The 20,482-nt window shown below is 68.5% G+C and carries 14 protein-coding genes and 2 pseudogenes; 9 read left to right on the forward strand and 7 right to left on the reverse strand.

From position 1 onward, the window contains the following. Window positions 1-221 precede the first annotated feature (221 nt). The 5 genes and pseudogenes from ACFYP5_RS31935 to ACFYP5_RS31955 all read right to left on the reverse strand — a co-directional run bounded on the left by ACFYP5_RS31935 (window position 222) and on the right by ACFYP5_RS31955 (window position 6,157). Window positions 222-1,139 (reverse strand): hypothetical protein, encoded by a 918-nt coding sequence (locus tag ACFYP5_RS31935; RefSeq protein ID WP_389042355.1) that lies wholly within the window; start codon window positions 1,137-1,139, stop codon window positions 222-224. 140 nt (window positions 1,140-1,279) lie between these two features. After that, window positions 1,280-1,766 (reverse strand): annotated as a pseudogene (locus tag ACFYP5_RS31940) (transposase). Between the two features lie 30 nt (window positions 1,767-1,796). Further along, window positions 1,797-2,201: pseudogene (locus tag ACFYP5_RS31945) on the reverse strand (transposase); the annotation flags it as partial. Window positions 2,202-2,216: 15 nt separating this feature from the next. Continuing rightward, window positions 2,217-4,805: a glycoside hydrolase family 2 TIM barrel-domain containing protein gene (locus ACFYP5_RS31950; protein ID WP_389042357.1), complete on the reverse strand. Its 2,589-nt coding sequence runs from the start codon at window positions 4,803-4,805 to the stop codon at window positions 2,217-2,219. 320 nt (window positions 4,806-5,125) lie between these two features. Further along, on the reverse strand, window positions 5,126-6,157 hold the full coding sequence (locus ACFYP5_RS31955; RefSeq protein WP_389042359.1) for a LacI family DNA-binding transcriptional regulator: 1,032 nt from the start codon (window positions 6,155-6,157) through the stop codon (window positions 5,126-5,128). Window positions 6,158-6,555: 398 nt separating this feature from the next. On the opposite strand from ACFYP5_RS31955, the gene ACFYP5_RS31960 reads away from it, so the two are divergent. The 9 genes from ACFYP5_RS31960 to ACFYP5_RS32000 all read left to right on the forward strand — a co-directional run bounded on the left by ACFYP5_RS31960 (window position 6,556) and on the right by ACFYP5_RS32000 (window position 19,865). Further along, window positions 6,556-7,932 carry an ABC transporter substrate-binding protein gene (locus tag ACFYP5_RS31960; RefSeq protein ID WP_389042360.1) on the forward strand — a complete coding sequence of 459 codons (1,377 nt, stop codon included), beginning with the start codon at window positions 6,556-6,558 and terminating at the stop codon, window positions 7,930-7,932. Next, entirely contained in the window at window positions 7,929-8,903 is a 975-nt protein-coding gene (locus tag ACFYP5_RS31965; protein WP_389042362.1) for a carbohydrate ABC transporter permease, read from the forward strand. Before ACFYP5_RS31960 ends, ACFYP5_RS31965 begins: the two co-directional genes overlap by 4 nt. Further along, window positions 8,900-9,787 carry a carbohydrate ABC transporter permease gene (locus tag ACFYP5_RS31970; RefSeq protein WP_389042364.1) on the forward strand — a complete coding sequence of 296 codons (888 nt, stop codon included), beginning with the start codon at window positions 8,900-8,902 and terminating at the stop codon, window positions 9,785-9,787. The genes ACFYP5_RS31965 and ACFYP5_RS31970 overlap by 4 nt, the downstream gene beginning before the upstream one ends. A 4-nt stretch (window positions 9,788-9,791) precedes the next feature. Next, window positions 9,792-11,930, forward strand: a complete 2,139-nt coding sequence (locus ACFYP5_RS31975) for a hypothetical protein (RefSeq protein ID WP_389042366.1) — start codon at window positions 9,792-9,794, stop codon at window positions 11,928-11,930. 17 nt (window positions 11,931-11,947) lie between these two features. Beyond that, complete coding sequence (locus tag ACFYP5_RS31980) at window positions 11,948-13,504, forward strand: hypothetical protein (RefSeq protein ID WP_389042368.1); 1,557 nt, start codon at window positions 11,948-11,950, stop codon at window positions 13,502-13,504. 89 nt (window positions 13,505-13,593) lie between these two features. Then, window positions 13,594-15,564 carry a beta-mannosidase gene (locus ACFYP5_RS31985; RefSeq protein WP_389042369.1) on the forward strand — a complete coding sequence of 657 codons (1,971 nt, stop codon included), beginning with the start codon at window positions 13,594-13,596 and terminating at the stop codon, window positions 15,562-15,564. A 2-nt stretch (window positions 15,565-15,566) separates the two neighbouring features. Next, window positions 15,567-17,222: a glycoside hydrolase family 28 protein gene (locus ACFYP5_RS31990; protein ID WP_389042370.1), complete on the forward strand. Its 1,656-nt coding sequence runs from the start codon at window positions 15,567-15,569 to the stop codon at window positions 17,220-17,222. Between the two features lie 349 nt (window positions 17,223-17,571). After that, window positions 17,572-18,201 carry a TetR family transcriptional regulator gene (locus ACFYP5_RS31995; protein ID WP_389042372.1) on the forward strand — a complete coding sequence of 210 codons (630 nt, stop codon included), beginning with the start codon at window positions 17,572-17,574 and terminating at the stop codon, window positions 18,199-18,201. Between the two features lie 74 nt (window positions 18,202-18,275). After that, window positions 18,276-19,865 (forward strand): FAD-dependent monooxygenase, encoded by a 1,590-nt coding sequence (locus ACFYP5_RS32000; protein ID WP_389042553.1) that lies wholly within the window; start codon window positions 18,276-18,278, stop codon window positions 19,863-19,865. On the opposite strand, the gene ACFYP5_RS32005 is transcribed toward ACFYP5_RS32000, so the two are convergent. Both ACFYP5_RS32005 and ACFYP5_RS32010 read right to left on the reverse strand, forming a co-directional pair. Beyond that, a complete protein-coding gene (locus ACFYP5_RS32005) occupies window positions 19,755-20,195 on the reverse strand; it encodes a hypothetical protein (protein ID WP_389042374.1) in 441 nt (146 codons plus the stop codon). The two genes, ACFYP5_RS32000 and ACFYP5_RS32005, sit on opposite strands and share 111 nt — an antisense overlap. Beyond that, window positions 20,090-20,335 carry a hypothetical protein gene (locus tag ACFYP5_RS32010; protein ID WP_389042376.1) on the reverse strand — a complete coding sequence of 82 codons (246 nt, stop codon included), beginning with the start codon at window positions 20,333-20,335 and terminating at the stop codon, window positions 20,090-20,092. The genes ACFYP5_RS32005 and ACFYP5_RS32010 overlap by 106 nt, the downstream gene beginning before the upstream one ends. Window positions 20,336-20,482 lie beyond the last annotated feature (147 nt).

Here is a 20,482-nt window from a genome sequence, read left to right on the forward strand (position 1 = left end):
AAGCCCGCTCTCACTGGCGTCGGCGCTTCAGGGTGATGGTGGTCGGAGGTCGAGGGAGAGGCCGGCTCCCGCGAGGAATCCGTCGAGGACGTCGCGGCCCACGCGGGCGTCGGCGCGGCCGTCTCCCTGCGCCAGCACCTCTCGGCGGCGATCGGCGCCTCCCGACGGCCTACCGGCGGGCCTTGACGGGCGCCCTGCCGCTGGTCTGACGGCCGCGGGTCTCAGGCATCGATGCGCACCCAGGTACGGCCGGCGCGGAGCCACAGGGTGCCGTCGCGGCCCTGGCCGCACTTCATGACCACCCGCCCGGGCACCCGCACCCGCTCCTGGCCGAAGGCGACGCACACGTCGCCGATCAGCTCCGCGCGGGTCACGGTGGTCCTGCGCTTGTAGTGGTCGCGGCTGGTCAGGACCACCCGCGTGCCGCGCACGGCGAAGCCGTCCGGGACCTTCACCGGGCTGCGGTAGCTCGCGACTTCGCCGGTGGAGGGTGTGATCCGGGTGAGGAAGGTGCCTTTGGGGCTGTACCAGACCAGCCACACCGACTCGCCTTCCGTGGCGGCCGTGCAACCCTCCAGCGGCCAGTCGGGAAGTCTCCCCTTCGGCGCCCACGTCGCGACACCCCGGGTGTTCCAGCCCGCCAGGCCGGCTGCGGACTCCGGGTGGCCGCCGTAGATGCCCTCGTCGCCGTAGGCGGTCCAGATGCCCCCGCTGCAGTCGGTGACCAGGGCCGGAATGTCGTCACCGAGGCAGAAGGCACCCTCCGGCCGGCCCTCGGCGGAGTACACGACGGCGTTCTCCCGCCAAGCTCCCTTCGCGTCCCGGTAGGTACGGCCCGACGCCAGCAGGAACCGGGACCCGGGGAGCAGGGCCAGATGGCTGGGCCACATGTCGATCCCTTCGACCGGGATCCGCCGCTGCTCCTGCCGGGAGGTGATGACCAGCTCTCCGTCGAACGGCGTCTCGGGACGCCATCCGATCCACCCGCGGGGATACTTGTCGCGGCTCAGGTACCGGCGCTGAACCAGCATCACGGCGAGTTCGCCGTCCGGTCCCACGGTCCACCACAGCGCACGCCACCCCGCCTGGACGTCCTCGGGGGACAGCCTCCAAGCGATGGGCAGCTCGTCGATCGTCATGGCGATTCGCCTTTGGGACTCCGGGGGCCTACGCCGCCCGAAGATCGCCACGTTACAGGTCGGGGCAATCCCCACTCCCGCCGGGGAAGCGAAGACCGGCCCTTCGCGCCGCCCTATGCCCGATGACTGACTTCAGCTCGTCAGGGTGATGGTGGGTGGTGGAAGGTCAGACCGGTGCCGGCTATGAAGCCGTCGAGGGTGTGGGGCCGGTACTGGAGGCGTTTCAGCCTGTTGCGGACGAGTGCTTCGAGGCGGTCGAGGGCCATGACGGCTAGGTTGGCGAGGCTGCGCTTGACGTGTGCCCATACCCATTCGACGGGGTTGAGGTCGGGTGAGTAGGCGGGCAGCAGAAACACCGTCAGCCACGCCCGCTCGGCAACGAGTTCCCGCATCCTGCGGGAGACGTGGGTGTTCAGGCGGTCCCCAGACCGGCACGATCGGCGCCCTGACCAGCTGATGGACGCCGTCGATCAGCGCGATGAAGTCCTGCTCGCCCATGCTGCGACGTGTGCCTTTCCCCGCAGGATGGGTCCGCAGACGGTGACACAGCCGGGTCCGGGAACCCGGCCGCATCGCAATCAGCCCGGCCACCGACAGCCGTCCCGAACTGAAGCCGATCCGGTGCATCAGCCTGGTGACTCCGGAGACGCTGTAGGAGACGTGGAACTTCCTGCCGACTAGCGTGGCCACCCGCGACGCGGTCCACACCTGGTCCTCCACCCAGCCGTGCGCGGCCGGACCCTGCTCCAGATACCCGACCAGCTTCTCCAGAGACCGCGGGGACAGGGGGCACCGTGATCCGCTCGGACCGCGGGATGACAGTGCCTGACTACCACCATCCCGCCACAACTGGTGCCACTGATAAGCCGACTTCACGCTCACTCGCAGTCGCCGTGCAACTTCCGACGGTTTGATCATCTGCTCGAACAGTTCGGCCGCCTGTATCCGTACCGTCTCCCGACGCCAGCGTCCCGTCGGCGTCAGCCCGCCCCCATCCGCATATCTCACACACCACGGATGCAGCCGCCACCCACACCCGTCGGGGACTTCGCAAAGATTCACCCCTACGAGCTGAAGTCAGTAGAGGGTCCCTGCCTCGATCCACTCCGACCAGGTGCTGGCCACACCGTCGGCGCGCAAGGCCCGGATACGGACACGTATGTGGCGTCCGGAGCCCAGATCCTCGATTCGGCTGAAGCCGCGGATGGGGGTGGTCCAAGAGCGGATCGGTTCACCGTTGCGGGCATCGGCGGCCTCGATCTCGTAGGCCTGGTCCGCATCCGCGCCACGCCAGTGGAGAACGGCGCCGCCGGGTACCGGCTTCAGCGCCTGCACATCCGGTGGCAGCGGACCGGCGTCCGCCCGTGGGGTGGGCGCGGCCTGCCACGCGGAGGCGGTCTCGCCCGCCGGGGAGACTGCGACGACGCGCACCCGGTATGGGGTGCCGTTCAGAAGTCCCGTGATGTCTGCGTGGCTGTCCTTGTGGACCGTGCTGGAGAGGGTCGCCGTGCCGGTTCCTTCCCGCGTCGCCTCGGCACGGTAGAAGTCGGCTCCCGTGACATGGGCGAAGACCACCCGCAGGGCGCCGTCGGCCACAACGGTCTGGGCGACGCGGGGGGTGGCCGGCGCGGCCAGAGGGTGGTCGGCGGCGGCGACTTCGTACCCTTGCGGGTCGATCAGACCCACGTGCTCGGTGACGGCGGCCTCGACCTGCCACCCGTCCGCCCGCCATCCGATGTCCTGACTGAAGGGTGCGGTGCCCGGGGTGATGTCCGGCAGCGGGACGAGCCGCTCGGCGACGGTGTCGCCGCATTCGTCCACCGCACGCCAGTGCAGCCGGTGGCCACGCAGAACGCGGCTGGGTAACTCGTCGCCGCACCGTGGGACGACCGTGATCCGGGTGCCGCCGCCCGCCGTGGTCATGAACAGCCCTCCGACCGGGGCGAAGGCAACGCGCATCTGGTCATAGCTGCGCTTCAGCCCACCCCATTCCGTCTGCACGCCCCACCCGCGGAGCTGGTTGACGGAAGTGCCCTGGAAGCGGCTGCGGTAGTCGTCGAAGGTCCACCGGGAGGCACCGATCACCCACGGCAGGCGGGACAGCTCCGCCGGGATCCCGTCGTCGTGGCGTGAGGTGTACTCGAGGCTCTCCCGGTCGGGGGTGAACGTGTAGCCGTCGCTGCTGAACTCGCTGACGAAGACCGGCTTGTCCGGGTAGTGGATGCGCAGCTGTCGCAGCCGCGCGGTGTAGTCCCGGTACATGTTGACCGCGATGAAGTCCGTGTACTGGAGCGCTTCGTCCTGCGGACCTTCGATCTCGTCGAAGGTGTTGCTGACATACGTCAGGGGACGTGAGTCGTCGAGCTCCGCGCGGGTGTGGTCGATCAACGCCCTGACGAAGTCCCGGCCCGCTTCCTCGTTGCCCTTGATCTCGTTCGCCACGGACCACGCGAATATGGAGGGATGGTTGGCGTCCCGCTGGACCATCTCGCGCAGCTCGGCCATCCAGCGCTCGGGGTCGAGGCGGGCTCCCTGTCCCCAGACGGAGATCTCGGCGATGTTGAGCATCCCGACCTCGTCGAGATGGTCGAGGAGATCGGGCGACTGCGGGACATGGTGGATGCGGGTCATGGCCGCCCCGGCCCGCTTCATGTGGCCGATCTCGGAGCGGATGACGGACGGTGGCTCGGTGGCGCCGTGCACGCGGTCGCCGGGGACGCGGTTGAAGCCCACGGTGCGGATACGTTCGCCATTGAGCATCAGACCGTCCGGCAGTATGTCGATCCTGCGGATGCCGAAGCGGTCGGAGAGGGCATAGGAGAGCTCGTCGCCCTCGCCGAGGGTGACGGTGGAACGGTAGAGCGTCGGGTGGTCCAGGGACCACAGTTCGTACGATCCCGCGGGCAGGACGGTCCTCAGGCGGACGGCAGTCGCGGAGCGGGCCGGCACGGTCACGTCCCGGCCGGCGGGCGGCTCCGGGTGCAGTGTTCCGCATGGCAGCGCGCGGCCGTCCGTACCGGTGAGCGTGCCGCCGAGACGTACGGTCCGGTCGTGGTCGAGGGCATTGGACACGGTGACCTCGGTGGTCACCTCAGAGGTGCCCGCCACGAGTGCGGGGCGGGCGGTGACCTGCTGCCGTTCGATGCGTACAGCCGGGTCGACGGTGAGGGTGACGGGGCGTGAGATTCCTCCCCAGATCCAGCCGGCGCCTACGGCTTCGTCGTTGTTGACCCTGACGGTGAGGGTGTTGGGACTGCCGTCGGTGGTCAGCAGCGCGGTGACGTCGTACTCGAAGGGTGTGTATCCGCCGATGTGGGTGCCGAGCCGAGTGCCGCCCAGCCAGATCGTCGCGGTGTAGCAGACGGCTTCGAAGTGGAGCCGGGCGATCTGTGTGTCGCCGAGTCTGGGGGTGTCGAAGGTCCGCCGGTACCAGGCGTCGCCCTGGTGGTCGGCGTACCTGGCGTGCACGTCCCAGCTGCCCGGTACGGGCAGTCTGTCCCACACCGGCGTGTCAGGGTCGGTGGTGAAGTCCCAGATGCCGCCGAGGCCGGTGGTGTACCGCCCGGCGGGGACCTGGTGCCCGGGCCCATAGGGATCGGGGGTGGCGGCGCTCGGTGCGGGAGCGTCCGTGGCGGCGGGATCATCGGCAGTGCGGTCCTGGTTCATCGGGCCGTCCACCGCAGTGCCGTCTTCGGACGTGAGAGCCGGCTGTTCCCTCCGTCAGGGGGCAGCGGAGAGGCCACGGTGCCCACGGCACCGCGCAGGCTGCACGGCGTTCCGGCGACTCGGCCCGTGGCGCCGAGGGACATCGGCCCGTCGACGGGTGGCCGCCGGGCCGGCCACGGTGGGAAGGGGTGTCCGTCCCTGGTCATCGCGGTCCCTCCTCGACGGATCGGTCCGGGCCCATGGTTCCTGTGTGCATGAGGTGTTGCTCCTCTGCCGAGCCCGACGGGCGGGCGGATCGGTCGGGTCCCGGACCGGAACGGTCACGCGCCGGTGGAGCGCCGCAGCCGCAGTTCGCCGCCGATGGTGATCTGGGGCGCCACGTCCTCGTTCCGTAGCTGCGCCAGCAGCGTGTGCGCGGCAATCTGCCCCATCCGGCGGTAGTCGCAGCGGACCGTGGTCAGGGCCGGGGTGACGTAGCTGGCCAGGCTGATGTCGTCGAACCCGGCCACGGCCATCTCCTCGGGGACCTTCACCCCGTTCTCCGAGAGCACGGACAGCCCGGCGATGGCCATGAGGTCGTTGGCGTAGAAGATCGCCGTGGGGCGCGGTGATGTGTCGAGCAGTTCTCGGGTGGCCTGCGCGCCGCCCTCGGTGGTGAAGTCGCCCGTCACCACGGGTCCGGGCTGGAGCCCCGCTTCCACCAGGGTGTCCTCCCACAACTGACGGCGGCTCCGGGCGTGGCGCAGGCTCGGGAGTCCCGAGACATGCGCGATGTTGCGGTGGCCCTGGGCGATGAGGTGACGGGTCAGCTCGCGGACCTGGTCGGCGCCGCCGGTGCTGACCCAGGGGAACGGACAGGTTCGGCCGGGTGATCCGGCGACCACGGCCCGGGTGCCCAGCCGGCTGAGCCACTCGAAGCGGGGGTCCCGGTGGCGCAGGTCGGTCAGCAGGAATCCGTCGACCCGGCGTTCTCCGACCATTTGCTCGTAGCACTCGCGCTCGGTGTGGGAGTCGTCGACGAACCGCAGCACCGCCGCGTACCCCACCGCGGTGAGCGCGCTCTCCGCACCGGACAGGAACGCGGGGAAGAACGGATCGAGCTCCAGGAGTTCCGTGGGCCGACGGAGCACCATCCCGACGGCGTTCGCGGGGCCACCACCGACGGCACGGGCCGCTGTGCTCGGCGTCCAGTTCAGCTCGGCGGCAGCGGCCCGAATCCTGGCCATGGTGCCGGGGCTGATGCCCTTGCCCCCGTTGAACGTCCGGGACACGGCACCTTTGGACACCCCTGCACGAGTGGCGACATCGGAGATCGTCGGCCGTCGACGTGATTCCTGCTGCTCTGCGGTCACGTGCTCAGGTTAGCGCCGATCGAACGATTCCGACCCCAACAGGTATACCGGTTTCCCTGGCGCGAGATCATTGCCGCCCTATCAAGTCCTTTATTTCTCAACTCATTTCGGACAACACTAATCATAATGGCCCGTCAAGTATGCTACAGATTCGCAGAGTTGGAAGCCTTGACCCCTCCCAGCGCGCTTACTACTCTCCCAACTCAACCGATTTACTTCGGTGTGAGTTGGAGCCGCAACACTGGCAACGCCCGGTCGGCCACCCGGCAGACGGGCAAGGAGTCGCGTCCGACGAGATCGCGGCTGCCTCATCACTCCTTCACCACACCCGCTGCGCATCCGCGCCGCGGGCACCCCTTTGCCGAAATTCCGCGCGCCGAGGACGAGGAGTCATCAGCATGAGAACACCATGGTCCAGACTTGCCGCCTGCTGTACTGCGGGAATACTCGCGGTCACCGCGGGGGCCTGCTCGTCGTCGGACTCCAGCAGCGATGCCGCCGGCGGCAAAGTGACCATCACGGTGACGGACATGCCCCCGACCACCCAGATGACCTTGCGCAAGCAGTTCACCGACCAGGTGGCCGCCTTCGAGCGGGCGAATCCGGACATCGTTGTCAAACCGAGTGAAGCAGTCTGGGATGCCAAGACCTTCGCCGCCCGACTGGCCGGCGGCCAGCTCGAGACGACGTTCATCGTGCCCCTCACCGAACCTCAGGGACTCATCAACCGCCACCAGATCGCGGACATCACGGACCAGGTGAACGCGCTGCCGCGTGCCGACCAGTTCGACAAGCGCGCCCTGGCACCGGGCACGGACGCCAAGGGACACAACTACGGCCTGCCCACCAGCGAGTTCGCCCTCTCCCTGGTCTACAACCGGGAACTGTTCAAGAAGGCCGGACTCGATCCGGACAACCCGCCGAAGACCTGGGAAGAGGTCCGGCAGGACGCGAAGGCGATCTCGGAGAAGACCGGCCTGCCGGGATACGCGCAGCCCACGACGAACAACACGGGCGGCTGGACGCTGACCGCCATGTCGTACACGTACGGCGGCCAGATCGAGAAGGAGCAGGGCGGCAAGCAGGTCGCGGCCTTCAACGACGCACCGGTGCGAGAGGCCCTTGACTGGCTCAAGGCGCTGCGCTGGCAGGACAACTCCATGGGCACCCAGCAGCTTCGGGACGCGGGCGAGATCCAGAAGTCCTTCTCGGCCGGCCGTATCGGCATGATGATGGCAACGCCCAGCACCTACGTCGAACACATCACCAAGTACAACGGTGACCCGAAGATCTACGGTGTCGCCGCGCTGCCCTCCGCGAGCCGGTCGGCCACCATGCTCGGCGGCAAGATGGCCGTGATCAATCCGAAGGCCAGCACCGCCCAGCGCGAAGCCGCGGTGAAGTGGATCGACTACTACTACCTCAGGGTCAAGCACGATCCGGCGGAAGCCGGCGCGCGCGCGAAGGCGGAGGCTGCCGACAACATCCCGGTGGGCACGCCGACCGTTCCTCTCTACCTGCCCGCCGTCAGCGGCCCCGTCGACAAGGCAAGGAACGAGCACGCCACGGTCCCGCTCAAGAACTTCGAGCCCTTCATCAACGGTGTGAAGCAGCAGGAGTTCGTCGTCGAGCCCTCGGTGGCCGCCCAGGACGTGTACGCCGCGCTGGACACCGCCGTGGCGGCCGTGCTCACCCGCAAGAGCGCCGAGCCCCAGGCCGAGTTGGACAAGGCGGAGAAGAAGACCGTGCCCGCGCTGGAGCGGGCCCAGCGATGACCATCGTCCAGCCGGCCGGTGGCGCGACCGCCCCACCGCAGACGGAGCAGCCGGACACCCGGACGGACGGTCGCGGCCTCGGCCTCCCGTCGCTCCGCAGGCCGGGCCGCCGCGGCTTCGGCCTTGCCTCGCTGCTCTTCCTGCTGCCGCTGCTGCTGCTCTTCGGCTGCTTCGCCTGGTGGCCGATCGGCCGCAGCGTCATCCTCGGCTTCCAGGAGACCGACCTGGTCAACCAGCCCACCTGGGTCGGCCTGGACAACTTCCATTTCCTGTTCAACGACCCCCTGCTGTGGACCACGCTGCGCAACACCGCGTGGTTCGTGGTCCTGGCCCTGGTGATCGGATTTCCGGTACCCATCATGCTGGCGATGCTGGTCACCGAGCTCAGGCGGCTGGGCGGGGTCTTCCGGGTGCTGATCTACCTGCCCGTGGTGGTCCCGCCGGTGGTTGCGCTGATGCTCTGGCGCTGGTTCTACGACCCGGATTTCGGGCTCTTCAACCAGGTACTCGGCTACATCGGCCTCGGCCCGTACCCCTGGCTGCAGTCGGCGACATCCGCGATGCCGAGCCTGGTGCTGGCGGCCACATGGGCGAACGCCGGCAGCACCACGCTGATCTACATGGCTGCGCTGTCCAGTGTGCCGGCCGATCTGTACGAGGCCGCCGAGCTGGACGGCGCATCGATCCGGCGGCGCATCTGGCACGTGACCCTGCCGCAGCTGCGCGGCGTCATCCTGATCATGCTGCTGCTCCAGATCATCGGCACCTTCCAGGTCTTCACGGAGCCCTTCATCCTCACCGATGGCGGACCGGAGGACTCCACCGTGAGCATCCTTCTGCTGATCTACCGGTACGCGTTTCTCAACGGTGACTACGGGACCGCCGCCGCACTCAGCGTGCTGCTCGCCCTGGTGCTGGCCGTACTGTCCGCCGTCTACCTGCGCCTGACCCGCAAGTGGAGCACATCATGAGCGACGACGACGGATCCCGCGGCGTGATCTCGGCGGCCGACCGACGCCGCCCTTCCGTGCGCTGGATCCTGAGGATCTCCCAGCCCGTCATTCTGCTGGCGGTCGCCATCGCAGGACTCGGGCCGATCCTGTGGACGGTCAAGGGCGCCCTGTCCCCCACTCAGGAGGTCCTCAAGGATCCACTGCGGCTGTGGCCCTCCGTCTTCCAGTGGGGCAACCTCGCCACCGCCTGGGAAAATCTGAGGCTGGGCCGGTATCTGCTCAACACGGCCGTCCTGGTGGGAGGTTCCTGGTTCTTCCAACTGCTGGTGGCGACCTGCGGCGCATATGCCCTGTCGGTGCTGCGCCCCCGGTACGGCCGCGTCGTCTACTACGCCGTACTCGCCACGCTCTTCATACCCGGCACCACTTCGCTGGTTGCGCTCTACCTGGTGGTGCTCCACCTGCCGCTCACGGGCGGGTCGATCGCCAGCACCCCGTGGGCGGTGTGGCTGCCGGCCGGAGCGCACGCCTTCAACGTACTGATCATGAAGCAGTTCTTCGACAGCCTGCCCCGCGAACTCCACGAGGCGGCGCAGGTCGACGGAGCCGGACCCTGGCGACTGTTCTGGCAGATCATCATGCCGATGTCCGGCCCGATCGTCGCAGTCGTGTCCCTGCTGGCGGTCATGAGCGCATGGAAGGAATTCCTCTGGCCCATGATCGTCATCTCCGACCCCGACGCCCAGCCACTGTCGGTCGCATTGCCCCGGCTCGCCGAAACGACCCAACAGAACCAGGTCATTGCCGGGATGCTCATCACGATCATCCCCCCGCTCCTGCTCTACCTGGTGTTCCAGCGCCACATCGTCCGCGGAATCAGTTTCACCGGTCTGAAGGGATGACCCCATGCCGTTACGCATGACCTTGCGGCGGAACCGGCTGCTGCGCATGGTGCTGGCGGTGCTGCTGACGCTCCTCTCCGTGCAACTGCTGGGCGCTGAGCACGCCCGGGCCGAGACAGTCACCGACGGGAACTACTACGCCGACAGCCCGCCCACGTCGGGGTGCCGGGACGCGGTCAGCAACCGTCTGGTCGCCTTCCAGGACAGCAAGCTCTTCAACCGCGACACCGCCGACTGCGTCGGATGGGAGGGTTCCCCGGACGCGCCCAAGAGCGTGACCCTCGTCTTCGACCTGCTGTACGACCGCCCGCTCGGCAGCATCTCGATCACGAGTACGGCGACGAACACGTTCTGGGGCTTCGACGAGATCGAGGTCACCTATCGGCCCGAAGCCGGCACCGCCTACCGCGTCGCACACAGCGAAGCCTGGGACCGCAGCCGGCCGGACTACCAGCGCACCGTCGCGATGAACAACACGCAGGCACGGTTCGTGCGCATCAAGCTGACGCGCGTCAACCAGTTCCTGCACTTCCCGCTCTCCGAGGTCACCTTCACGGAGGGCAGCGGTACCGTCGATCCGACTCCGGCCCCGTACACCCAGGAGGAGATGGCTGCGGAGGTGTCCGTCCCCACCCGGCTGGTCGACATCTACGGCCAGTACCTCTACGGGACCTGGTCCGGCAAGCTGACCTCCGACCAGCAACTGCAGCAGGACGGCACGGACGAGGCCGCGGCGCTGGCCGGGGTCACGCCGGACACGACCAAGTACGACCAGTACGGAGGCGTGAAGGCGCTGGGCAGTAGCAGTACCGAGTCCACCGGCTTCTTCCGTCTGGAGAAGGACGCGCAGGGCAAGTGGTGGTTCATCACCCCCGACAACTACAAGTTCATCCTCAAGGGAGTCGACTCCACCTCTGCCACCGACTGGGGCTACGCCACGGTCGTGAAGGACTCCGGCGGCCGGCAGCTCGGGAAGTTCTCGGCCCTGCCCGACGAGGCAACCTACGCCGCTGCCTACAGCAGTGACCGCAAGGAAATGAGCTTCGTCAAGGCGAACCTGATGCGCAAGTACGGCGCCACCGGCTGGGAGAGCACGTGGCGCGACATCACCAAGAAGCGCCTGATCAAGTGGGGCTTCAACGCGCAGTCCAAGTGGTCCCGCGACGGGGGCCTCCAGATGCCCTGGATCGGCCAGATCACAGCACCCGCACCCGACAAGGTGAAGCGCATCACCTCGTACGCCATCGACCCGTTCGACCCCGCATTCGCCACGGAGCTCGACAAGCAGCTCGGTCCGACAACCAGCATCGTCCGTGCAAACGCCAACAGCCCCTGGCTGATCGGCTACTACTTCGACAACGAACGCGGCTGGGACGACAGCGTCATGACCACGATGCTGAACGGTACGCCCACCCAGTATCCGGCCAAAGCGGCCTTCGTCGCCCACATGATCGACACCTACGGCCTGACGGAGACCGACAACAAGCTGGGGACTCCCGGCGCCACACAGCAGGAGCTGGAGACCCGGCAACTCGCCGGCAATGTGCCCACTGGCAGCGCCCTGCGCACCGAGTTCATCGGCGAAGCGTCCAAGGCCTACTACTCGACCGTCCAGGCGGCAATCCGCAAGTACGACCCCAACCATCTGTTCCTCGGCTCCGCCCTGGTACCGGGCTGGCGTTCCACCCTGGCGTGGGAGGTCTGCGGACGCGAGTTCGTGGACGCGATCTCCCTCGACGTCTACAGCAACAGCGCGGACTACCTGGACAAGTACGAGCCGTACGACACGCCCGTGCTGAACCTGGAGCACTCGTTCAACGTCCACGACCGGGGCCTGCGCAGCATCAACGGCTCCGTCCGCGCCGACGACGTCGCCGACCGCGGCACCATGCACCAGCAGTTCAGCTGGGGGCAGGCCGAGAGTCCCGTCTTCGTGGGGTCCGGCTGGTTCAGCTACTACGACCAGGCCGTCACCGGTCGCGCGTCCGACGGCGAGAACTACGACTTCGGCCTGGTCAACCAGCAGGACCAGCCCTACACCGCCATGACCGACGTCATGGCGCAGACCCACCAGCAGCTGGAACAGCAGCACAAGACCGCGCCCCTCCCCACCACCGGCACCCAGTCCGTGTGCCCGGACTGAGCAAAGGAGCTCGATCGATGATCTCGCGACGCACCCTCATACGCGGCGTTCCCGCCGCGCTCGCCCTGTCCGGGTTCGCCTCACCCGCGTACGCGGAGACACCGGCGCAGGCCGCAGGCGACACCTGGCTGGTCGACCGCTACGGGCAGTACCTCCACCAGGACTGGCCCGGCAAGGTCGTCTCGGACGAGCAGCTGCGCAGTGAGTACGCGGAGGAGGCAGCCCGGCTGGCCCACGTCGCTCCGGACCGGATCCGGTACGACCGGTACGGCGGCCTGAGGGAACTCGGACGGCACAAGGCCACCGGTTACTTCCGGCTGGAGCAGATCGACGGCCGGTGGTGGTTCGTCACCCCGGACGGCCACCTGTTCGTCCTCAAGGCCGTGGACGCCTTCTCCCCCCAGGAGTGGGGCTACGGCACGTGGTGGAAGAATCCGGACGGCACGCTCATCGACCTCTTCGAGGAACTGCCGGACCCGGTGCGGTTCGCGTCCTGCTACACCGAGGACGACAAGGGACACGTCGTGAGCTTCCTCAGGGCCAACCTCGCGCGGAAGTACGGGGACGACTACCGGCCGAAGTGGCGCGAGACGGTCGCCAAGCGCATGATCGACTGGGGGTTCAACGCCCAGGGCAAATGGACGCTCGACACGGAAGTCGTCATGCCGTACCTCGCCCAGGCACCGACGCCTACCGACGTGGTCCGGGTGCTGTGGGGAATCGACCCGTTCGACCCCGACTTCTCGGCCAAGCTCGACCGCACCTTCGATCTGCGCCCGAACCGCAAGGACCCGTGGCTCATCGGGTACTTCTTCGAGAACGAGCGTGGCTGGAGCCGTGACGTGGTCGCCGAGGTGGTCAAGCGCGACTCCACTCTCGCGGCCAAGAACGCGTTCGTGCGCTATCTGGCCGACACCTACGGCGACGACGTGGAACGGGTCAACGTCATTCTCGGCACCGACGCGAAATCCTTCCACGCCCTGAGAGACACGGCGATCAACATCGCCCGGGTGCCCGCCGCGGACGTCACGGCGTTCATCACGCTGGCCTCGAAGACGTACTTCAGGAAGGTACGCCACGCGATCCACAAGCAGGACCCGCACCACCTGTTCCTCGGCGGCTCCCTGGTCCCCACCTGGCGCACCAGCCCGGAGTGGAACGTCGGCGGGCGCGAGTACCTCGACGCCATCTCCTTCGACTGGTACTCGACCAGCGTCGACTACCTGCGGCAGTACGAGGGGTACGGCAAGCCGATCCTGACCCTGGAGTTCTCCTTCATGTACCCCGAGAGGGGGATGACCGCCGCCAACGCGGCGACCACGGCGACCAGTCAGCAGGACCGGGGGGAGAAGTACCGCGCCTTCGTCGAGGCACAGGCCGGGAGCCGGGCGTTCGTCGGTTTCGCGTGGTTCTCCGCCTACGACCAGGCAGTGACCCGCAAGCCGGGTGCCACCGAGGCGTTCAACGTCGGTCTGACGAACCAACAGGACCAGCCCTACTACGACATGCTCGACATCATGCGGGAGGTGAACCGCGGCATCGAGGCGGTTCACCTCCAGGCGCCGCCCGCCTGACCCCCGGCCGCGTCCACCCGACTCGGGGCCATGGCGGCCACCTCCGCCAGGTCCCGGGCCGGACACCCAGTGAACGAAACGGAGAGCAGATGACCGACTCCAGTTCCTGCCCCACCCCCCAGGCCGGCAGCAGCACTGCTGTGCCACGGCCGGCTCCCAGGCTCGAATCCGGACTCTGGCTCGGAGCGAACTACTGGTCGCGGCACGGCAGCCTCTTCATGTGGCGGGACTACGACGACGAGGTCGTCCGCGAGGAACTGCGCACCCTGCGGGAGCACGGAACCAACGTCACCCGGTCGTTCCTGTTCTGGCCGGACTTCCACCCGGCACCCGACCGGATCGACGAGGACTTCGTCGATCGGTATCGGCAGTTCCTGCGGACCAGCGCGGAGGTCGGCCTGCCCACCATTCCCACCTTCCTGGTGGGGCACATGTCCGGCGAGGACTGGGACGTGTCGTGGCGAGAGGGCCGCAACCTCTACACGAACGGATTCATGCTGGGCCAACAGGCATTCTTCATCCGGGAGATCGTCCGGCGGATCGGCACGGACCCCGCGGTCGCAGGCTGGCTGATCAGCAACGAGTTCCCGATCTTCGCGGGGCCGGCCACTCCCGACGAGGTCAGGGCCTGGGGCCTGATATGCACCCAGGCCGTACGCGCGGGAGGCTCCCTTCTGCCGGTGTCGCTGGGCGACGGCGCCTGGACCATGGAAACCACCGGCAAGGACAACGGCTTCCGTATCCGGCGTCAGGACGACCTGGTCGACTTCGTCGGCCCACACACGTATCCGATGGGCGACGACCAGGTACGGGTGCACACCGCAGCGGCGTGGGCCAGCGAGATGAGCCACTTCGGCAAGCCGGTGGTGATGGAGGAGTTCGGCGTCTCCGCGGCGCTCTCCTCGGAGCGGAACGCCGCCCACTACTACCGGCAGGTGCTGCACCACACGCTGCTCGCCGGGACCACCGGCTGGCTCGCCTGGAACAACACCGACTTCGCTCTGGAGTCGGTCGACCCCTACCGACACCGTCCCTTCGAACTGGGCTTCGGCATCACCCGCTCCGACGGCACGCCGAAGCCCGCCCTGGGCGAGATCAGCGCCTTCCGGCGCCTGCTCGACGCGGTCGACTTCGACAACTGCGCCCGGCCGGACACCGAGACCTCGATCCTCATCCCGTCCCACCTGGAGGAGCACCCCCGGGTGTCGGTCGTGGAACGGACCGCGATAGCGAAGGTGAGCCACCACGCGTATCTCGCGGCGAAGGCCGCGGGTCTCACGCCGGCCCTGAGCCGCGAACTGGACGCGCCGCGTCGGGCCGGGCTGGTACTCGTCCCCTCCAACAAGTTGCTGACCGCCCCGACTTTCGACCTGCTGCTGGACTGGGCGCACGAGGGCAGCCATGTCTACCTGTCCTGGTTCGCGGGCGCGGGCGGTTCCCACCGCGGCGCCTGGTGGCCCCCTCTCGAACGGCTGATCGGCGCTTCGCACACACTCCGGTACGGCCTGAACGAACCGGTCGACCCGGTCGTCACCTGGGAGTTCACCGAGCCGCTGGGCGACCTCAAGGCCGGTGACACACTGCGTTTCCGGGTCTCCGGACCGATCGATGCCCAGGCCATGCTGCCCCTGGACGAGGAGACCGCCGACTGCGTGGTGGTCGCCCGCGACAGCCGGGGCCGCCCGGCGCTGGTGCGGCGCGACCACGGAAGGGGTGCGGTGCATCTGTCCACGTACCCCGTGGAGTTCTTCGGGTCCGCGACGCCCGACGCGCACCGCGACGACGAGGTGCACCGTCTCTACCGCGCCCTGGCGGCACAGGCGGGCGTGCGCCCTTTCCTCACCGTGGACGATCCCCGGGTCCATGTCGACGGCCTGGTGCACGGCTCGGGACAGCGGTACGTATGGCTGGTCAATGTGTCCGGCGACATCGTCACCGTGCACCCGGAGCCGGACGAGGCCGGCTTCCGGCTCGAGGACGTACTGGACGGCCGGGACCTCACCGAGCAGGTCGTGCTGGAACCGTTCGGTGCTGTGGTGGCACGGGCGGTGGTGTCGTGACCATGTCACAGCCGATCACCGCCACGGCCGGGCCGGCAACTGCAGCGCTCAGCGAACACCGGGAGGCGGGGGAACGGCCGGTGTTCTCCGTGGACCGCTTCGGGGCCGTGGCCGACGGCCGTCACAAGGACACCGCGGCGATCCAGGCAGCGATCGACGCGGCGCACGCCGCGGGCGGCGGCGTCGCCCACCTCCCGCCCGGCACGTACCTGTCCGGCGGCATCGAACTCAGGAGCCGGGTCACCCTGCACCTGGAGGCCGGGGCGATCCTCCTCGGCAGCACGGACCTCGCGGACTACCCGCCGCACGAAGGACCGCCCGCGGACTGCGACGCGGGTCAGCGGCACCTGGTGTTCGCCCGGGGCGCCACCGACATCGCCATCACCGGTGCAGGCACCATCGACGGTCAGGGCCCGGCGTTCTGGGAACCGTCCGGACGGCCGCCCACTCCCCCCGATCGCTTCTGGGCCGATGTCGTCACCCACAACTGGAAGCCGGTCGGCAACAACGACCGCCCCTCCCCCATGGTCGAGCTCGCCGAATGCCGGAACGTACGCATCGAAGGCGTCACCCTGCGCAACTCGCCGGGCTGGACTCTGCGCCCGATTGCCTGTGACACCGTGCTGATCCGCGGCATCGTCATCCGTAATCCGATCGACGGCATCAACACCGACGGCATCGACCCGACCGCAAGCCAGAACGTGTTCATCGCCGACTGCGACATCGAGACCGGGGACGACGCGATCTGCCTGAAGAGCGAGAACCCCTACGGTGATCTCCGGGTCACCCGGAACGTGGTCGTCACCAACTGCGTACTGTCCTGCTGCTGCAACGCCTTCAAGCTGGGGACCGCGACCCGGGGCGGTTTCGAGGACATCACATTCACCAACTCGGTGATCTACAACCGCGATGTGCCGCTCAACGAGCGCGTCATCTCCGGCATCGCCATCGAAATGGTCGACGGGGGCTGGGTGGACGGCGTCACCGTCAGCGGCATCCGGATGCGCAACACCCGCACCCCTGTCTTCATTCGGCTGGGCAACCGTGGGTGGGGGCAGCCGGGCCCGGTACCGGGCCGGCTGCGCAGGGTCCGCATCTCCGGGATCGACGCCACCGGAGCGATCCTCACCTCCTCGATCACCGGACTCGCCGAACAGCCCGTCGAGGACGTCGTCCTCTCGGGGATTCGCATCGACTCGGACGAGGGTGGCCGGCGCGAGTGGGTGGAGCGGGACATCCCCGAGGAGGTTGCCGAGTATCCGGAAGCCCGCATGTTCGGCCGCCTGCCCGCCTACGGCCTCTACGTCCGTCACGCCCGCGGGATACGGATCTCCGGCACCGATATCCGCTCCACGGTGCCCGATCCACGCCCGCTGCTGGTCGCGGACGACGTGGTGGGGCTTTCGGTGGACACGCTGGACGGTACGGGCCCCGGACCCGGTACCTCCCTGCTGGATCTGCGGGACACCCGGGACGCCTTCCTCAGCGGCTCGCGGGCCCCGCACGGCACCGATGTCTATCTGAAGGTCAGCGGGGTCCGCTCGGCGGACATCGCCCTGGCGGGCAACGAATTGTCCCGGGCCACATCTGCGGTCGAGACCACCGGCGGGGCGGCACCGGACAGCGTGATCTCGAACGGCGTCCCCGTCGGCCGGTGACCCGGCCGGTGCCTGGGAGGCAGCTCCGGCCTCTGCCGCTTACAACAGATCACGCCACCGGCGTGGTTGTGGGGCGGGCGCCGGGCCTGCCGGCCGGGTGGCTCGCAGCCGGCGGGCGACGCCGGTGTGGTGCGGATGGACAAGGCCTGCGGCCCGACCGTTCGACGCTCGGCACGGATTACGCCGAAGCATGGCCGGTGCCGCGGCCGGCATCGCGTGCCACTGGACGGCCTCACGACCGCGCCCTCCGGACCTGGCACAGATCCAGGGAGTCCCGGGTTGTCCACAGACACAAAGTTGCAGGATTGGCAATCTTGCACTTTCGGCAAGTTTTGCTACGGTGGTCGACATGACACAAGAAGACGCTACCGGCGGCGGGCTGCGGGAACGCAAGAAGCGGGAGACCCGCGTCGCGTTGAGCCAGGCCACGATCCGCTTGTGCGTCCAGCACGGGTGGGACAACGTGACCGTGGAGCACATCGCCGCCGCGGCCAACGTGTCCGTGCGCACCTTCCGCAACTATTTCTCCAGCAAGGCCGAGGCGATCGCCGCCGGCCACCTGGAGCGCATGCTGCGGATTGCCGACGAGCTGCGCGCGCGGCCGGTCACAGAGCCGCTGTGGGACTCGATCTCCGGCGCCGTGCAGGCCCAATTCGTGCCGCAGGGCGAGACCGGCACGGAATCCCCGCGAGACCAGCGCTGGGTGGACGGGCTTCGGCTCATGCTGGCCGAACCGGCGTTGCAGGGGGAGGTCGTCAAGGCGAACGCGGCCGCACAGGAGGAGTTGGCCAAGGCGATCGCCGAGCGCACCGGTACCGACGTGGCCCGTGATGTGTACCCGAAGCTGGTTGCCGCGGTGATCGGTGCCGGCAGCGCGGTGGCGGTGGAGCACTGCCTTCGTGCGGATCCGCCCGCCCCGCTCGCCCAGGTGCTGCGCGAGGTGTTCGACCAGCTCGTCTCAGGCCTTCCCACTCCCTAAGGGCTGCACGATCTCGCCCGGCGACCGCCGGGACGATCCGCCCTGCTTCCCATCTTTACAAGGGGGACCCATTGGTGCTCACGGATGTCGTCATCGTCGGAGGCGGACCGAACGGGCTGATGCTGGCCTGTGAACTGGCCCTGGCCGGAGTTCGGCCGGTCGTGCTGGAAGGCCTGACCGCGCCGAGCGCGGAGCCGAAGGCGAACGGGTTGCTCGGACAGGTCGTGAGGATGGTCGACCGCCGAGGGCTGTACGAACGCCTCAGTGGCGTACCGGGGCCGCCGCAGCCCAACTCGGCCTACTTCATGTTCGCAGCGATGGGTCTGAACCTGAGCCTGCTGCAGGAGAGCCCGATCTACGGCCTGCCGGCACCGCAGCAGCACATCGTCCAGGTGCTGGAGGAGCGGGCCATCGAACTCGGGGTGGAAATCCGGCGAGGACACCAGGTCTTCGGCCTGTCGCAGGACGCCGAGACGGTCACCGTGGACATTGCGGGGACGGACGGGAGCTACCGGCTGCGGGCCCAGTACGTCGTCGGTGCGGACGGCGCGCACAGCATCACGCGCAAACTGTCCGGTATCGGATTCCCCGGCGTCAGCTACGACCGCAGGACCAACCGGACGGCGCATGTCACGGTCCCGGCGACATGGGTGGATCCCATCACCGGCGCACTGAATCTGCCCGGCTACGGAACCGTCCTGCCGTTCCTCCCGCACCGCACCGAGTGCGGAGGGTTCTCCTACGCGCCCTTCCCCGGCCACCCCCCTCTTGTCAGCACCACGGAGTGGGACCAGGCCGAGACCCGGGCGCCGATGAGCCTCGACGAACTCGGGACGAGCATCCGCCGGGTACTCGGTGTCGACCTGCCGCTGAGCCCGCCCACCGGCGAGGGGCCGCACGTGCTGCGCCGGTTGACCGGTGGCAACACCCGAGTTGCCGAACAATTCCGCGACCGCCGCGTGTTCCTGATCGGCGACGCCGCCCACGTCTACGCTTCAGGGGGCGGCCCGGGACTCAACCTCGGCCTGCAGGACGCCATCAACCTCGGCTGGAAACTCGCCGCCGAGATTCGCGGCAGCGCCCCACCCCAACTGCTCGACAGCTACGACACCGAGCGCCGGCAGGCCGCCCACCGCATGGTCGTCAACGCCCAGGCACAGGCCGCGCTGACCGCCCCGGGCAGCGACGTCACCGCGCTGCGCGAGCTGTTCACCGAACTCCTCGGCCACCCGAGCACCGTCCAGCACCTCGCCGACCTCACCGCAGGAACCGACATCCGCTACGACATGGCCGACCCCCACGGGCATCCCTTGGTCGGCCGGTTCGCGCCGGACATGGAACTGCACACCCCGACCGGGACGATCCGACTGGCAGAGCTCACCAGAACCACGCGGCCACTGCTGCTCGACATGACCGAAGACGCATCGGTTGCCGGGGAGCTCGGACCCTGGCAGGACCAGGTGGACATCGTCTTCGCACAACCCCCGTCCCCCGCCTCTGAAGCCACTGCCCTACTGCTTCGCCCGGACTGCTATGTGGCATGGGCATCAGCCTCACCCCGTCCAGGCCCGGCGGAACTGCACGCCTTGCGGACCGCCACGCAACGGTGGTTCGGCGCCGCTGAACCCGTCGGCAACGGGGCGGAGAACCTGCGAACGGTGTGAAGGGTATGGCCGCACAGCCGAACGAGGAGTCTGATCACCCCGTCGGTCGCTGCTGATCAGGCCGGGCCTCTCCAGGCAGCCGAGCTGGCGGGCGACCCGTCCCGGGCTTGGCACTCCGACGCGGTGCCCGATGTCCCGGACCGCGGGGGCATCCCCGGCGTCCGCGACGACGTCCCGGATCGTCCGCAGAGCGACGTCCCGCGAGGCAGTCGAACGGCCCGCGCTCACGACGCCCGCGCTGTCCGCCGGCCACGCTCGCGGGCCAGGCGGCGCAACTCCAGCCGGGCTGCCGGCGCACGGCCCTCGCTGATGGCGAAGAAGGGATGCCACCAGATCTGGGCCGAGAGCTCCAGCAGCCGCCGACGCAGCGCGGTGTTGTGGAGCAGGCCGGGATGCGCAAGGGCTTCGTAGGTGCGGATCCAGTCGCGCTGGGCCTGCACCAGGTCCGGGGGAAAGGCGGTGGGCTCCATATCCCGATTAGATCACGTGTTCGATTTTCGATGCACGCCCGGACCCGCCGGCCTCCACACCACCCCGGGATCCTTCGACGCGTACGGCGGGACGGAAGGGTGCAGCCACGCACCGTGAACGCTGCGCACGCGAAGAAGGCTCAGAGC

Origin of the sequence: Streptomyces sp. NPDC005262 (assembly GCF_042872425.1) — a bacterium.
Taxonomy (GTDB): domain Bacteria; phylum Actinomycetota; class Actinomycetes; order Streptomycetales; family Streptomycetaceae; genus Streptomyces.

Coding starts and splice junctions, on each gene's coding strand:
- ACFYP5_RS31935 (WP_389042355.1), bottom strand. CDS start 1,139: ATGACGATCGACGAGCTGCCCATCGCTTGGAGGCTGTCCCCCGAGGAC.
- ACFYP5_RS31950 (WP_389042357.1), bottom strand. CDS start 4,805: ATGAACCAGGACCGCACTGCCGATGATCCCGCCGCCACGGACGCTCCC.
- ACFYP5_RS31960 (WP_389042360.1), top strand. CDS start 6,556: ATGAGAACACCATGGTCCAGACTTGCCGCCTGCTGTACTGCGGGAATA.
- ACFYP5_RS31965 (WP_389042362.1), top strand. CDS start 7,929: ATGACCATCGTCCAGCCGGCCGGTGGCGCGACCGCCCCACCGCAGACG.
- ACFYP5_RS31970 (WP_389042364.1), top strand. CDS start 8,900: ATGAGCGACGACGACGGATCCCGCGGCGTGATCTCGGCGGCCGACCGA.
- ACFYP5_RS31975 (WP_389042366.1), top strand. CDS start 9,792: ATGCCGTTACGCATGACCTTGCGGCGGAACCGGCTGCTGCGCATGGTG.
- ACFYP5_RS31980 (WP_389042368.1), top strand. CDS start 11,948: ATGATCTCGCGACGCACCCTCATACGCGGCGTTCCCGCCGCGCTCGCC.
- ACFYP5_RS31985 (WP_389042369.1), top strand. CDS start 13,594: ATGACCGACTCCAGTTCCTGCCCCACCCCCCAGGCCGGCAGCAGCACT.
- ACFYP5_RS31990 (WP_389042370.1), top strand. CDS start 15,567: ATGTCACAGCCGATCACCGCCACGGCCGGGCCGGCAACTGCAGCGCTC.
- ACFYP5_RS31995 (WP_389042372.1), top strand. CDS start 17,572: ATGACACAAGAAGACGCTACCGGCGGCGGGCTGCGGGAACGCAAGAAG.
- ACFYP5_RS32010 (WP_389042376.1), bottom strand. CDS start 20,335: ATGGAGCCCACCGCCTTTCCCCCGGACCTGGTGCAGGCCCAGCGCGAC.